Source organism: Kluyvera sp. CHPC 1.2972, from assembly GCF_036759925.1.
Classification (GTDB): Bacteria; Pseudomonadota; Gammaproteobacteria; order Enterobacterales; family Enterobacteriaceae; genus Kluyvera.
This window is the reverse complement of the sequence record NZ_JAPKIB010000010.1, coordinates 78,885-94,150: the sequence shown is the minus strand read 5'-3', so window position 1 is coordinate 94,150 and position 15,266 is coordinate 78,885. Positions and strand designations below refer to the sequence as shown.

Below are 15,266 nucleotides of genomic sequence, written 5' to 3'. Positions count from 1 at the left end.
TTACCGTAATCAGTATTCGCCTCGCTTTCAGATAATTCCAGAAACCTACCAATCTCCGGCAAATTATGTCGGGTGACCTACACTTATTGCTCCAACAAATTTTGTGGAGAACCTCATGTTTAAATCACTTAATCGCCACGATGCTGATGATGAAGTCCAGGATATTCATAATGACGTCAGCCAATTAGCCGACAGCCTTGAGAGCATCCTGAAGAGCTGGGCCAGCGAAGACAAAGACGAAATTGAGGCCGTCCGCCACAATGCGAAGAAATTGCTGAGCGAAACCCGTGCGCGCATTAATGGTCGTACCCGCATACAGCAAAGCGTATGTGACGTTGCGGGCTGTGCCGATGACTATATTCGCGATAAACCGTGGCAAAGTGTGAGCGCTGCCGCGGCAGTGGGGATTTTTATTGGCGTATTATTGGGCAGTCGTCGATAATATCATCACAACGATGTTGATAATAAAAACGCGTCTCCCCCGGAGTATCTTTGATACCCGGGGTTTTTTATTTTATGGCGGCCTTCAGCGCCGCGACCTGAGCATCGGCCATCTGCTGCGACACGATATTGGTAAAGCTCATGATAAGCCCGGCTTTACCGCGTTGGCTGACTCGCCAGTCGTTTACCGCCTGCACCGCCAGCCCCGCTTGTCTGGCCCGCTGCGCCATGAGTCGGTCGTCACCGTCTACCGTCACCACCAGTTGAATGCCCCCCAACTGCTCCAGCACCTGAAAGCCGTTAGCCCGTAGCGATGTTTCCAGCCAGCGCCGACGCTCGGCGTAGTGAACGCGCATCTTCTTCAGATGCCGCCAGAAGTGCCCTTCGCGCAGAAAATCCGCCAGCGTCTGCTGGCAGAGCACCGGCACCGGGCAGGCCAGCCGCTGTGCCTGCCGACGAAATGCCGCCACCAACGGTAACGGCACCACCAGCCAGGCGGTACGCAGCGCCGGGAACAGCGACTTACTGAAGGTACCGGCATAGATAACTCGCTGCGGCGCATCCAGGCTTTTTAACGGCGGCAGCGGTTTACCCTGATAGCGAAACTCGCTGTCGTAATCATCTTCAATAATCCACGCGTCATGATGTGCGGCCCAATCCAGCAGCTGTCGACGTCGTGGCAGCGATAGCGCCACGCCGGTAGGGCTTTGATGGGCCGGGGTGAGCAGCGCAAAGCGCGCGGTCGTGGGGCGCTGGGTTATCCATTCTACGTCCATACCGTCCTCATCTACCGCCACCGGATGTAGCGTCACGCCCGCCTGTTCAATGACCGGGCGAATCAATGGAAACCCGGGGTCTTCCATCCACATTCCCTCCCCACGCGCCTCCAGCGCCTGCAGGATAAGCCCCATAGAAGCCGCGTAGCCGGAGGTGATAAACACCTGTTCGGCCTCGCACTCAATGCTGCGGGAGAGACGGAGATACTCGACGATGGCCTGACGCAGTGACAGTTCGCCGCACACGTCGCCCAGCGCAAGGTCGAAGCGCGTTTGTATGCGCAGCCGATGCCCCATCACCCGCGCCCACTGGCCACGGGGAAAGAGATCCAGCGCGGGAAGACCAAGCTGGAAAGGCTGCGGCTGGAAGTGTTCCCCGCCAAAACCGAGAGGCTCGGCAGCAACTGGCTCAAGGGTTAAGTGATCGCTTACAAACGTGCCCGCCTGCCCGCGACGCTCCAGCCAGCCTTGCGCCACCAGCTCGCCGTAGGCGTTTTCCACCGTCACCCTCGAAACGCCAAGCTCCTGCGCATAAACCCGGCTGGAGGGTAAGCGCCTGCCCGCCTTCAGTTCACCCTGTTCCATCGCCGCTTTCAGTTCTCTGGCAATCTGCTGATAGCGTGGTACGCCGCCCGGTTTCATGGTCTTATTTTTTACTCCAAATATGGCTATCTTTTTAAGACCATTATAGTGCTATTTTTGTCCCATCTTGAACGAGGAGTGACAATATGACTGCATTACGCCAACCCTATAGTGAACTGAGCCCGAACGTCTATGCCGGACTGGTTCAAGCCAGCATCGCCCTGGAAAAAAGCTCGCTGGAGCGCCCTCTGCTGGAGCTGCTTTACCTGCGCGTGTCGCAGATTAACGGCTGCGCCTTCTGTCTGGAGATGCACAGCAAAGCGCTGCGTAAGTCTGGCGTGGATCAGGTGAAGCTGGATGCGCTGGCGGGATGGCGAGTGAGCAATCACTTCAGCGACGCCGAGCGTGCAGCGCTGGCCTGGGCAGAAGATCTGACCCACATCGCTGAAAACCGCGCAGAAGACAGCGTGTACCAGCCGCTGCTGGTTCATTTCAGCGCCGAGCAGATTAGCGATATGACCTTCGCCATCAGCCTGATGAACGCCTTTAACCGCCTTGCCGTCAGCATGCGGATGTAGTGAAAAAACGCCCGCAAATAATCGCTATTTGCGGGCGTTAATTTCCCACCATTATTCTCCATTTTCCTGCCAAATATCCCCCTGATGATTACCCGGATATTTCTCAAAAAATCGCCATCATCATACAAATATCACTCAAAATTCAGCAGTGATTTTTCAGACAATATTCATGCCGTTTTTTAGATCTCAACCAAATTTCGCATCGAAATTCATAAAAAAATCAATCAGCGTCAATTCGCCCTCAGCCCTTATATCATGGGAAATGACGGCGATATCACCCTATTGGCTATTTCGATTGAAAACGGATTGAGGGTTGTCACATCGTCTCAGTATGCTAGGGTATAAACAGGTCATTATTTTCATCAGGTAGCATATCGACATAAACTAAAAACAGGAAATCGCATATTGCATGGCAGTTAAATTAGAAGTTAAGAATCTTTATAAAATATTCGGCGAGCACCCACAGCGAGCATTTAAATATATCGAGAAAGGTTTTACCAAAGAGCAAATTCTCGATAAAACTGGATTATCACTTGGCGTTAAAGACGCCAGTCTGGCCATTGAAGAAGGCGAGATATTTGTCATCATGGGGTTATCTGGCTCCGGCAAATCCACCATGGTACGCCTTCTCAATCGTCTGATAGAACCGACTCGCGGTCAGGTGCTGATAGACGGTATGGATATTGCCAAAATATCCGATGCCGAGCTGCGGGAAGTTCGCCGTAAAAAAATCGCGATGGTATTCCAGTCATTTGCGCTCATGCCGCATATGAGCGTGCTGGAGAATACCGCCTTCGGCATGGATCTCGCCGGCGTTCCCGCCCAGGAACGTCAGGAGAAAGCGCTGGACGCGCTGCGTCAGGTTGGCCTTGAGAACTACGCTCATGGTTACCCGGACGAACTCTCCGGCGGCATGCGTCAGCGCGTCGGTTTAGCCCGCGCGCTCGCCATCAACCCCGACATTCTATTAATGGATGAGGCCTTCTCGGCGCTCGACCCATTAATCCGCACCGAGATGCAGGATGAGTTGGTAAAATTACAGGCGAAGCATCAGCGCACCGTGGTCTTTATTTCCCATGACCTCGATGAAGCGATGCGAATTGGCGACCGTATTGCCATTATGCAAAATGGCGAAGTCGTACAGGTCGGCACGCCTGATGAAATTCTGAATAACCCGGCCAATGATTATGTCCGCACCTTCTTCCGCGGCGTGGATATTAGCCAGGTCTTTAGCGCCAAAGATATTGCCCGCCGTAACCCGGATGGCCTTATCCGTAAAACGCCAGGTTTCGGCCCTCGTTCGGCATTGAAATTATTACAGGATGATGACCGTGAATATGGTTACGTCATCGAACGCGGTAATAAGTTTGTTGGCATTGTCTCCATCGATTCATTGAAAGAGGCCCTAAAGGCGAATCAGGGAATCGAGGCGGCATTAATTGACGAGCCACTGGCCGTCGATGCCCAGACACCGCTTAGCGAATTGCTCTCTCACGTGGGTCATGCACCCTGCGCCGTACCGGTTGTTGGAGAAGAACAGCAGTACGTCGGCGTTATTTCAAAAAGAATGCTGCTACAGGCATTAGATCGCGAGGGGGCAACGAACAATGGCTGATCAATCAAATCCGTGGGATACCACACCGGCTGCCGATAGTGCAGCTAACTCCGCCGATGCCTGGGGTTCACCGGCATCAGCACCGTCCGGCGGCGGCACCGACTGGCTGCATAACGCGCCTGCACCGCAACCGGAGCACTTCAATATTATGGATCCGTTCCATAAGACGCTGATCCCGCTTGATAGCTGGGTGACGCAGGGGATCGACTGGGTGGTCACGCACTTCCGCCCGGTGTTCCAGGGCATTCGCGTGCCCGTCGATTACATCCTGAGCGCCTTCCAGCAGCTACTGCTGGGGATGCCTGCACCGGTGGCGATTATTATTTTCGCCCTGATCGCCTGGCAGATTTCCAGCGTCGGTATGGGCATTGCGACCCTGATTTCGCTGATTGCTATCGGCGCTATCGGCGCATGGTCGCAGGCGATGATTACCCTTGCCCTGGTGCTGACCGCGCTGCTGTTCTGCGTGGTGATAGGCCTGCCGCTCGGCATATGGCTGGCGCGCAGCCCACGGGCGTCGAAGATTATCCGGCCGCTGCTCGATGCGATGCAGACCACGCCAGCGTTCGTTTATCTGGTGCCGATCGTCATGCTGTTCGGTATCGGTAACGTACCGGGCGTGGTGGTGACCATTATCTTTGCCCTGCCGCCGATTGTGCGTCTGACCATTCTCGGGATTAACCAGGTACCGGCCGACCTTATCGAAGCGTCGCGTTCCTTTGGTGCCAGCCCGCGCCAGATGCTGTTCAAAGTGCAGCTGCCGCTGGCGATGCCGACCATTATGGCCGGTGTGAACCAGACGCTGATGCTGGCGCTGTCGATGGTGGTTATCGCCTCGATGATCGCCGTTGGCGGTCTGGGCCAGATGGTACTGCGCGGTATCGGTCGTCTGGATATGGGCCTTGCCACTGTGGGCGGCGTAGGGATCGTTATCCTCGCGATTATTCTCGACCGCCTGACGCAGGCCGTGGGCCGCGATTCTCGCAGCAAAGGCAATCGCCGCTGGTTCAATACCGGCCCGGTTGGCCTCCTGATGCGTCCCTTCTCTAAGTAACCATCGTATTGGCCCAGCAGGCGTCGGGCCAATGCTCCGCAACAATCACTATTAAAGGAACAACGATGCGACACTCATTCGTCTTAGCTACCGCTTTTACTACGCTGGTTTCAGCCAGCACGTTCGCCGCCGACCTCCCAGGGAAAGGCATTACCGTTCAGCCGGTGCAGAGTACCCTCTCCGAAGAGACCTTCCAGACGCTGCTGGTGAGCCGCGCGCTGGAAAAACTGGGCTACACCGTCGATAAGCCAAACGAAGTCGACTACAACGTGGCTTACACCTCACTGGCCGCGGGTGATGCCACCTTCACCGCCGTCAACTGGATCCCACTGCATGATGATATGTACGCTGCCGCCGGTGGTGACAAGAAATTCTATCGTGAAGGCACGCTGGTTAACGGCGCGGCGCAGGGTTATCTGATTGATAAAAAAACCGCCGACCAATACCACATCACCAATATTGAGCAGTTGAAAGACCCTAAGATTGCCAAGCTGTTTGACACCAACGGTAACGGCAAAGCCGATCTCACCGGCTGTAACCCTGGCTGGGGCTGTGAAGCGGTGATTAACCACCAGATGGACGCCTATGAGCTGACTAAAACCGTCGAGCACAACCAGGGTAACTATGCGGCAATGATGGCCGACACCATCACCCGCTTCAAAGAAGGTAAGCCGATTCTGTACTACACCTGGACGCCTTACTGGGTAAGCGATGTGCTGAAGCCGGGTAAAGATGTCGTCTGGCTGCAGGTGCCGTTCTCCTCCCTGCCGGGCGTACAGAAAAATATCGATACTAAGCTCGCTAACGGCGCAAACTACGGCTTCCCGGTCAGCACCATGCACATTGTCGCCAACAAAGCCTGGGCCGAGAAAAACCCGGCGGCGGCGAAGCTGTTTGCCATCATGAAGCTGCCGCTGTCCGACATCAACGCACAGAACGCCATGATGCATGACGGCAAAGCATCAGAAGCCGACGTGCAGGGTCAGGTCGACGGTTGGATCAACGCCCACCAGCAGGTATTTGATGGTTGGGTGAAAGAGGCGCTGGCCGCGCAGAAATAAATAAATCGTTGCTCGGCCGGGCTACATCATATTAGTAGCCCGGCCGAGCAACGCGACGCCGGGAAGGCTCGGCGTCCACCAAAAAGCACAATCCGCTACGCATCATTTCCCCCCTCCCCCGCGCCTTTCGCTATTATCGACCCCATCTTTCCTTACTTTCTCAATACCATGACTAAACCTGCTCACGGGCTTAGCCCGGCTTTGATCGTTTTAATGTCGGTCGCCACCGGCCTTGCCGTTGCCAGTAACTACTACGCGCAGCCGCTGCTGGAGACCATCGCCCGCCACTTCTCGCTTAGCGCTGGACAGGCCGGTTTTATCGTCACCGCCGCCCAGCTAGGCTACGCCGCCGGGCTGCTGTTCCTGGTGCCGCTTGGCGATATGTTCGAGCGCCGTTCGCTTATCGTTTTCATGACCCTGCTGGCCGCAGGCGGCATGCTGATCACCGCCAGCAGCAGCTCGCTCGGCATGATGATCCTCGGTACTGCACTGACCGGGCTGTTCTCCGTCGTCGCCCAACTGCTGGTGCCAATGGCCGCCACTCTTGCCGCGCCGGAAAAACGCGGCAAAGTCGTCGGTACGGTGATGAGCGGACTGCTGCTGGGGATCCTGCTGGCGCGCACCGTTGCCGGGCTGCTGGCAAGCCTCGGCGGCTGGCGCACCGTTTACTGGGTGGCCTCCGCGCTGATGGTGCTGCTGGCCTTCGCGTTGTGGCGCGGGCTGCCGAAGCTCAAGCAGGAGACGCATCTTAACTACCCACAGCTGCTCGGTTCTATCTTCAGCCTCTTTGCCAACGACAAGCTGCTGCGCACCCGCGCGCTGCTCGGCTGCCTGACCTTCGCCAACTTCAGCATTCTGTGGACGTCGATGGCATTTCTGCTCTCCGGCGCGCCGTTTAACTATTCTGAAGGCACTATCGGCCTGTTTGGCCTTGCGGGTGCAGCCGGTGCGCTGGGCGCACGTCCGGTCGGCGGGCTGGCGGATAAAGGTAAAGCGCATCTGACCACCACCTGGGGTCTGGTGTTGCTGCTGCTATCCTGGGTGGCTATCTGGTACGGACATACGTCCGCTATTGCGCTGATAATCGGGATTCTGGTGCTCGACCTGATGGTGCAAGGTGTGCATATCACTAACCAGACGGTGATTTACCGCGTACAGCCAGATGCCCGTAATCGCCTCACCGCAGGCTATATGACCAGCTACTTTATCGGCGGCGCGGCGGGCTCGCTGCTCTCGGCCTCCGCCTGGCAGCACGCCGGATGGCTGGGCGTGTGCCTCGCGGGCAGTCTGATGGCCATCGCTAACCTGTTAGTCTGGTGGTGTGGCTATCATCGTCAGGACGCGGAATAACGGCGCTGCTGCCGGGTGTACGTATCCGGCAGCGTTATGTCATAGACTAACCACATAAATTACGGACAATAATTCATTTACTTTATTTGTCACTATCGTTACTATATCGACTGTAACTAATGAGGTAATGCCCAGATGGATAGTTCGTTTACGCCCATTGAACAAATGCTGAAATTCCGCGCCAGCCGCAGTGAAGAGTTCCCTTTCCAGGAGATCCTTCTCACCCGCCTTTGCATGCACATGCAGGGCAAGCTGCTGGACAATCGTAATAAAATGCTGAAGGCTCAGGGGATTAACGAGACGTTGTTTATGGCGCTAATCACGCTGGAGTCTCAAGAAAATCACAGTATTCAGCCTTCCGAGCTCAGCTGCGCGCTGGGTTCATCGCGCACCAACGCCACGCGTATTGCCGATGAACTGGAAAAACGCGGCTGGATTGAACGTCGTGAAAGCGACAATGACCGCCGTTGTCTGCACCTGCAGTTGACCGAAAAAGGTCATGAGTTCCTGCGCGAGGTGCTGCCTCCTCAGCATCACTGTCTGCATCAGCTTTGGTCTTCATTGAGCCTGGCTGAAAAAGACCAGCTCGAACATATCACCCGCAAGCTTCTCACCCGTCTGGATCAGATGGAAGAAGACGGTTCCGTTCTGGATGCCCTGCGCTGATATCACCGTGTTAAAAAAGTAGATGAAAGGCCAGCAGATAACTTCTGCTGGCCTTTCTGGTAGGAAAAACAGGTCGGCTAAGCCGAAACAAATAATAAGAATGTGGAGAATCACATGAGCGCAAATGCGGAGACTCAAGCCCCGCAGCAAACCGCCAACAAGAAAGGCAAACGTAAACGCGCCCTCATCTTGTTGACCTTGCTCTTTGTTATTATTGCCGTAGCCTATGGGAGCTACTGGTTTTTGGTGTTGCGTCATTATGAAGAAACCGATGACGCTTACGTGGCAGGTAACCAGGTTCAAATCATGGCGCAGGTATCTGGCAGCGTGACCAAAGTCTGGGCTGATAACACCGACTATATTAAGCAGGGCGACGTGCTGGTCACCCTCGATCAGACCGATGCTCAACAGGCCTTTGAGAAAGCGCAGACTCAGCTTGCCTCAAGCGTCCGTCAGATGCGTCAGTTGATGATCAACAACAAGCAACTGCAGGCGAATATCGATATTCGCAAAACCACGCTGGCTCAGGCGCAAACCGACCTTAACCGTCGTATTCCGCTGGGTACCGCCAATCTGATTGGCCGCGAAGAGCTGCAGCACGCCAAAGACGCCGTCACCAGCGCGCAGGCCGCTCTGGACGTGGCGGTTCAACAGTACAACGCTAACCAGGCAATGATCCTCGGTACTAAGCTGGAAGATCAGCCAACGGTTCGTCAGGCAGCGACCGAAGTCCGTAACGCATGGCTTGCCCTGCAGCGTACGAAAATCGTTAGCCCGATGAGCGGCTACGTTTCCCGTCGTTCCGTACAGCCGGGCGCGCAGATTAGCCCAACCACACCGCTGATGGCCGTTGTGCCTGCCAGCAACCTGTGGGTAGACGCGAACTTCAAAGAGACGCAGCTTGCGCATATGCGTATTGGCCAGCCGGTCACCGTCGTCAGCGATATTTACGGCGATGATGTGAAATACACCGGTAAAGTGGTCGGTCTGGATATGGGTACCGGTAGCGCCTTCTCCCTGCTGCCGGCGCAGAACGCCACCGGTAACTGGATCAAAGTGGTACAGCGTCTGCCGGTCCGTATCGAGCTGGATGAGAAACAGCTGGAACAACACCCGCTGCGTATTGGTCTGTCTACGCTGGTGAAAGTCGACACCTCTAACCGCGACGGTCAGATGCTGGCTAACCAGATCCGCACCAGCCCGGTTTACGAGAGTAACGCGCGTGAAATCAGCCTCGACCCGGTTAACAAGCTGATCAACGACATCGTCCAGGCCAACGCCAACTAATGCTGGGGTGCGCGTAATGCAACAGCAAAAACCGCTGGAAGGCGCGCAGCTGGTCATTATGACCATTGCGCTGTCGCTGGCCACCTTCATGCAGGTGCTGGACTCCACCATCGCCAACGTGGCGATTCCGACCATCGCCGGTAACCTTGGCTCATCGCTGAGCCAGGGGACATGGGTCATCACCTCGTTTGGGGTGGCGAACGCCATCTCCATTCCGATTACCGGCTGGCTGGCAAAACGCGTCGGCGAGGTGAAGCTGTTCCTGTGGTCAACCGTCGCCTTCGTCATTGCGTCGTGGGCGTGCGGGGTATCTAACAGCCTGGGCATGCTGATCTTCTTCCGCGTGATTCAGGGGGTTGTTGCCGGGCCGCTGATCCCACTGTCGCAAAGCCTGTTGCTGAACAACTACCCACCGGCTAAACGGGCCGTTGCGCTGGCACTGTGGTCAATGACGGTGATTGTGGCGCCTATTTGCGGGCCAATTCTGGGCGGCTATATCAGCGATAACTATCACTGGGGCTGGATCTTCTTCATCAACGTGCCCATCGGTGCCCTGGTCGTGCTGTTAAGCCTCCAGAGCCTGCGCGGCCGTGAGACGAAGACCGAGCAGCGGCGTATCGATGGTATTGGTCTGGCGCTGCTGGTGCTGGGTATTGGTAGCCTGCAGGTTATGCTCGACCAGGGTAAAGAGCTCGACTGGTTCAACTCAACGGAGATAGTCGTGCTGACGGTAGTGGCAGTGGTATCGCTGAGCTTCCTGATTGTCTGGGAGTTGACCGACGATAACCCGATAGTCGATTTGTCGTTGTTTAAGTCGCGAAACTTTACCATCGGCTGTCTGTGTATCAGCCTTGCCTATATGCTCTACTTCGGCGCCATTGTTCTGTTGCCGCAGCTATTGCAGGAGGTCTACGGGTACACCGCAACCTGGGCAGGTCTGGCGTCCGCGCCGGTCGGGGTGATTCCGGTACTGCTGTCGCCGATTATCGGTCGCTTTGCCCACAAGCTGGATATGCGCCGTCTGGTCACCTTCAGCTTTATTATGTATGCCGTCTGTTTCTACTGGCGTGCCTATACCTTCGAACCGGGGATGGACTTCGGCGCGTCGGCGTGGCCGCAGTTTATTCAGGGCTTCGCCGTGGCGTGCTTCTTCATGCCGTTGACCACCATCACGCTCTCCGGGCTACCGCCTGAGCGTCTGGCGGCCGCCTCGAGCTTGTCGAACTTTACCCGTACGCTAGCCGGTTCTATCGGCACCTCGATAACCACCACGCTGTGGACCAACCGCGAGGCGTTGCACCATGCGCAGTTAACGGAGTCCGTGACGCCGTTCAACCCGAACGCCCAGCAGATGTACGATCAGCTGCAGGGAATGGGTATGACGCAGCAGCAGGCTTCCGGCTGGATAGCCCAGCAGATCACCAACCAGGGACTGATTGTCTCCGCCAACGAAATCTTCTGGGTTTCGGCCGGGATATTCCTCATTCTGTTGGGCCTGGTATGGTTCGCCAGACCGCCATTTGGCGCGGGTGGCGGAGGTGGGGGCGCCCACTGATAAAAAAGCCAGCTCGGTTGAGCTGGCTTTTATTGGCCTGAATGACCGTCTTATCCGGCCTACGAGTAGCCCGGACGAGGCGTTTACGCCGACGCCGGGGAAGCGACGCGGCGAAACGCCAGCCAGTCGATCGCCAGCCCCGGTTTAATCACCTCGGTCTGTACCTGATAATATCCCGGCAGCAACTGTATGCGGCACAGCTTCTGGGTCACCGTCTGCCCCATCGTGCCACGAGTCTGCACGGTGGCGACAAACTTACCGTTGAACAACAGATTGGTCGCCGTCTGCGCCAGCGGCATTGCCGGAGAGTTAACGCTCACTAATAGATCATAAACCCCTTCACGCTCGATATGGATAGCCAGCGTATCGCTATAGCGTAGCCGCGATTCCGGCGCGATTTTAATGGCATCTTCGATATACAGCGACGCGTCAGCCGCCATCGTTGGCACGTTCACCTTCGGCACCTCGCCGCGCTTCACCACCTGGGTATGCAGCATAAACGACAGAATATTCCGCGCACTGCGCTGAAGCTCACCTAAGGTCAGCAATCCCTCAGCCAGTGCGGCGAGCGTATTGTCATTCCCGGCGTTAATTTCCGCGCCATTGTTGTTGATGACCATATAAAGATCGTTCTGCGCGCGGATCATCGCCGCGGTATTATTGACCGTCGCTTCACCGCCGCCAATTGCATCGTTCATTTTGGCCCACCAGTCGGTCATCACGATGCCGTTAAAGCCCCAGTCATCGCGCAGTATCGTGGTGTTCAGGCAGTAGTTTGATGCCGACCAGTGGCCGTTAACCGGGTTATAGGCCGTCATCACCGCCATCGCACCGCCCTGCTTCACCGCGTACTCAAATCCCTTGAGATAGATTTCACGTAGCGCACGCGCGGACACCACCGCATCGGCCTGAGCCCGCGCATGCTCCTGGCTATTGCAGGCAAAATGCTTCAGCGTGGCGATCCCGCCGCCGCTGCGTATTCCTCTGACCATCGCCGCAGCCATCATGCCGGTCACCAGCGGGTCCTCAGAGAAGTATTCAAAATTACGCCCGTTAAGGGGATGACGATGAATATTCATCCCCGGCCCCAGCAGCAGGTCTATCTGGTTTTGCTGTAACTCCTTACCTTCCATCACGTACAAACGCTCCACCAACACCGGGTCCCAGGTGCAAGCCAGCAGCGTACCGCTGGGCATCAGCGTCGCGTGGTCGCCGTTGTCCATGCGGATCCCCGACGGGCCATCCGCGGTAGCCGCCAGCGGGATCCCCTTTTCCAGCAGGCTATCGCCGGTACCGCCGAACGCAGAAGCAACGCCCGGCGTCACCTTATGGCTGCACATTCCCTCACCGCGCACCAGGCACGCCAGCTCCTCTTCGCTTAGCTGGGCGATAAACGTCTCCATGCTGACGCGACCATCAACCACATCAACCAGCTTAAAGCCTTTATCACCGGTGATGGCGAGCGCTGGCGGAAGGCGGCCGTGAATACGCTCACGCAGGGAAATTTTACGCCGGGGCACCTCTTCCCACTCCGCCTGCCAGATACCGGGCTGCGTACATTTCCCCGGACGCAGTCGTGAAAAGGAGACCGTCGGTGCCAGCGCCTGTTCGTGACAGGAAAGCACCCGCAGCAGCGGCTGGGCATATCCCTCTTCCCCCTGCATACGAATCGGCTGTAGCTGATTCACGCAGTTGCCTCCCCAGAACCGATACAAGCCCGGCTCAAGCACCCAGCAGTGAGGATTGCCGGTCGCACCACTGTCGTCCCAGGATGCCAAACGCTCCAGCGGCACGGTCAGGGTCAGCGATTCGCTCTCTCCTGGCTGCAACAGCCGGGTTTTGGCAAACGCCACCAACGCGCGTGCCGGTTTGCCCAGCGCCCCCTGCGGCGCCTCGAGGTAGATTTGCACCACTTCACTGCCCGCAAAGCGTTCACCAACGTTATCGACCTTCGCCGTTATCTGGAAAAACAGTGGATTATCTGCCATACGCTCGGCACGCAGCGAATGAATAGCAAATCGGGTATAGGAGAGCCCAAAACCAAAGGGATAGCGCACCTGCTGCGGGCAGAAGGTTTCAAAGTAGCGGTAGCCAACGTAGATATCTTCCTGGTAGATATTCTGTTCGCTGTTACCCCAGCAGGCCGTAGAGGGATAATCATCCAGCGAACGGGCTATTGTATCCGTCAGCTTGCCGGAGGGCGTCACCTCACCGCAGAGCAAAGCGGCAACCGCCCTGCCGCCGTCCGGACCGCCGTGCCAGGCGTACAGAATAGCCCCAAGATGCGGACGCAGCAGTGGGTCTTCCGCCCATGACATATCCATGATTGAAGAAACGTTCAACACCACGATAACGTTGCTGAAGTAGCGACATACCGTGCGCAGCATGGCATATTCCAGCTCGGTTAAACGGTAGCCTCCCGACACGTCGGCATTATCTTTATCTTCACCGGCGGTACGCCCAATCACCACCACCGCTTTATTTGAGACCCGCTTCGCCTGGGCCACGATATCATCAGCAAGCGGCATCTCCTGTTGATACCAGGGTTCCTGCGCCCACCCGCCACCGCCGTTATCAAACGGATGCGTCATCACCCACTGTTCATAGCGCTGTGCCAGCAGGCCGTTGACCCGCGCGCCACAGCGCTCACGCATCGCCTCCAGCAGGTTGCAGGTGGAGACCACATTGACCGCGCCCCCTGACCCGGTACCGCTGCGGTAGTAGTTAATTTGCGTGCGGCCAAAAATGGCGACGCGGTCCAGGCTATCCAGAGGCAACGTCTCCGGCCTGTTTTTGAGCAGCACGGCACCCTGTGCCGCCACGTTCATTGAGAATTCGGCAAACCCCTCCAGGGGCCTGCCTGGCAGACGCTGATGCATACGGGTGGATTCCTTAATTGCCATTACGCTTCTGAATGCGCGAAGGTGCCGTTTTTCAGGTCATCAACAACGTGATTCATCCGGTCTTCATTTAAGCGGTAGAACTTAATTGAGAATGCCGTCAGCACATAAAACAGTGCAGGAACCAGCGTGAATAACAGCATTACCCCTTGTGCCGCCGAATCCGATTGCGAGGACACGCCCGATTCGTAATGGAAATAAGCCAATACCCACCCAAGAATTGCGCCACCCACGGCAACGCCCAGCTTAATCACAAATATATTGGCAGCCACATTCATACCAGTAATTCTACGACGCGTTTTCCATTCGCCGTAATTATTGGAATCAGTGATCATTGACCATTGCAGCGCCCCGTTGCCACCCTGAATAATAGAAATAATGATATGAATGGCGAATATAGCGATCCACATTTGCGGTGGCACGAAGAAACAGATAACGCCAAATCCGGCGGTGATTAAATTCACCCAGAATGAGAGTTTCACTTTACAAAAACGGGTGCCAAACGGTTTAGCCAGCACCGAACCCGCCATCGACGCGAGCATCCCGCCCAGCATAAACAGCGTGATGATATCCGCGCCTTTGTTGAGCACGGTATTGATGTAGTAAACCACCGCGCCGCCGCGCAGCACCACGGCGACCAGCATCATAAAGTTGTACACCGAGAGGATCAGCCACTGATCGTTTTTGAACAGGATCTTCACGTCGCGGGCAATATTGAGGTTCTCTTCTTTAATCGGCTGAACGCGTTCTTTGGTGGTAAAGAAACAGACGATAAACATCAGGCAGCCAATCACGCCAAACAGCGCCATTGATACCTGAATACCGGTAGCCCGGTCGCCTGGATAGAGGAAATCCGCCAGCGGCAGAATCAGCGCCGTGCCCAGCGCGCCGCCGATAGGGGTGATGGCAAAACGCCATGACTGCAGCGATAGGCTTTCGCGCGGGTCGGAGGTCAGTGCGGCCCCCAATGAGCAGTACGGAATGTTAATGGCGGTATACATCAGCGTCATAAAGATATAGGCCGCAACCGCGTAGACCACCTTGCCAGTATCGGAAAACGAAGGGATGGAGTAGACCAGTACGCAGCTCACGGCGAACGGGACGCAAATCGCCAGCAGCCACGGACGGAAGCGGCCCCAGCGGGTCGCGGTGGCATCAGCAATCGCCCCCATAATCGGGTCGGTGATGGCGTCCAGCAGGCGCACTAACAGGAACATCGTCCCCATTACCGCTGGCGGCAGACCATAAATATCGGTGTAAAAATAAGCAAGAATGGCGACCGAAGAATCGAACACAATATGGCTGGCGGCATCCCCAAGGCTATAGCCAATCTTCTCTTTGATAGAAATCCTATCCCCTGTAGACATATAAACTCCCGTTTTGATTTTTATGTTATGAAAT

The 15,266-nt window shown here is 56.2% G+C and carries 12 protein-coding genes; 9 read left to right on the top strand and 3 right to left on the bottom strand.

Going from position 1 to position 15,266, the window contains the following annotated elements:
- Positions 1-115: 115 nt before the first annotated feature.
- Complete coding sequence (locus tag V6944_RS15920; RefSeq protein ID WP_185668719.1) at positions 116-442, top strand: DUF883 family protein; 327 nt, start codon at positions 116-118, stop codon at positions 440-442.
- 67 nt (positions 443-509) lie between these two features.
- Here the strand turns inward: V6944_RS15920 and pdxR are convergent, their stop codons facing one another.
- Complete coding sequence (gene pdxR, locus V6944_RS15915; RefSeq protein WP_333499660.1) at positions 510-1,859, bottom strand: MocR-like pyridoxine biosynthesis transcription factor PdxR; 1,350 nt, start codon at positions 1,857-1,859, stop codon at positions 510-512.
- 86 nt (positions 1,860-1,945) lie between these two features.
- On the opposite strand from pdxR, the gene V6944_RS15910 reads away from it, so the two are divergent.
- From V6944_RS15910 to emrB, 8 genes are all read left to right on the top strand, one after another.
- Positions 1,946-2,377, top strand: a complete 432-nt coding sequence (locus tag V6944_RS15910; protein WP_185668717.1) for a carboxymuconolactone decarboxylase family protein — start codon at positions 1,946-1,948, stop codon at positions 2,375-2,377.
- A gap of 409 nt (positions 2,378-2,786) precedes the next feature.
- Positions 2,787-3,992, top strand: a complete 1,206-nt coding sequence (proV, locus tag V6944_RS15905) for a glycine betaine/L-proline ABC transporter ATP-binding protein ProV (protein WP_220440948.1) — start codon at positions 2,787-2,789, stop codon at positions 3,990-3,992.
- On the top strand, positions 3,985-5,046 hold the full coding sequence (gene proW / locus V6944_RS15900; protein WP_333499659.1) for a glycine betaine/L-proline ABC transporter permease ProW: 1,062 nt from the start codon (positions 3,985-3,987) through the stop codon (positions 5,044-5,046). Before proV ends, proW begins: the two co-directional genes overlap by 8 nt.
- A 65-nt stretch (positions 5,047-5,111) precedes the next feature.
- Positions 5,112-6,107, top strand: coding sequence for a glycine betaine/L-proline ABC transporter substrate-binding protein ProX (proX, locus tag V6944_RS15895; RefSeq protein ID WP_333499658.1), 996 nt, complete (start codon positions 5,112-5,114; stop codon positions 6,105-6,107).
- A gap of 168 nt (positions 6,108-6,275) precedes the next feature.
- Complete coding sequence (locus V6944_RS15890) at positions 6,276-7,457, top strand: MFS transporter (protein ID WP_333499657.1); 1,182 nt, start codon at positions 6,276-6,278, stop codon at positions 7,455-7,457.
- A 135-nt stretch (positions 7,458-7,592) separates the two neighbouring features.
- Positions 7,593-8,123: a transcriptional repressor MprA gene (mprA, locus tag V6944_RS15885; protein WP_185668712.1), complete on the top strand. Its 531-nt coding sequence runs from the start codon at positions 7,593-7,595 to the stop codon at positions 8,121-8,123.
- Positions 8,124-8,237: 114 nt separating this feature from the next.
- Entirely contained in the window at positions 8,238-9,410 is a 1,173-nt protein-coding gene (emrA, locus tag V6944_RS15880; protein ID WP_333499656.1) for a multidrug efflux MFS transporter periplasmic adaptor subunit EmrA, read from the top strand.
- 16 nt (positions 9,411-9,426) lie between these two features.
- Positions 9,427-10,965 carry a multidrug efflux MFS transporter permease subunit EmrB gene (gene emrB / locus V6944_RS15875; protein ID WP_333496711.1) on the top strand — a complete coding sequence of 513 codons (1,539 nt, stop codon included), beginning with the start codon at positions 9,427-9,429 and terminating at the stop codon, positions 10,963-10,965.
- Between the two features lie 83 nt (positions 10,966-11,048).
- Here emrB and V6944_RS15870 read toward each other — a convergent pair whose 3' ends face one another.
- Complete coding sequence (locus V6944_RS15870) at positions 11,049-13,868, bottom strand: glycoside hydrolase family 3 protein (RefSeq protein WP_333499655.1); 2,820 nt, start codon at positions 13,866-13,868, stop codon at positions 11,049-11,051.
- Positions 13,868-15,232: a glycoside-pentoside-hexuronide (GPH):cation symporter gene (locus V6944_RS15865; protein ID WP_333499654.1), complete on the bottom strand. Its 1,365-nt coding sequence runs from the start codon at positions 15,230-15,232 to the stop codon at positions 13,868-13,870. The genes V6944_RS15870 and V6944_RS15865 overlap by 1 nt, the downstream gene beginning before the upstream one ends.
- Between the last annotated feature and the right edge of the window lie 34 nt (positions 15,233-15,266).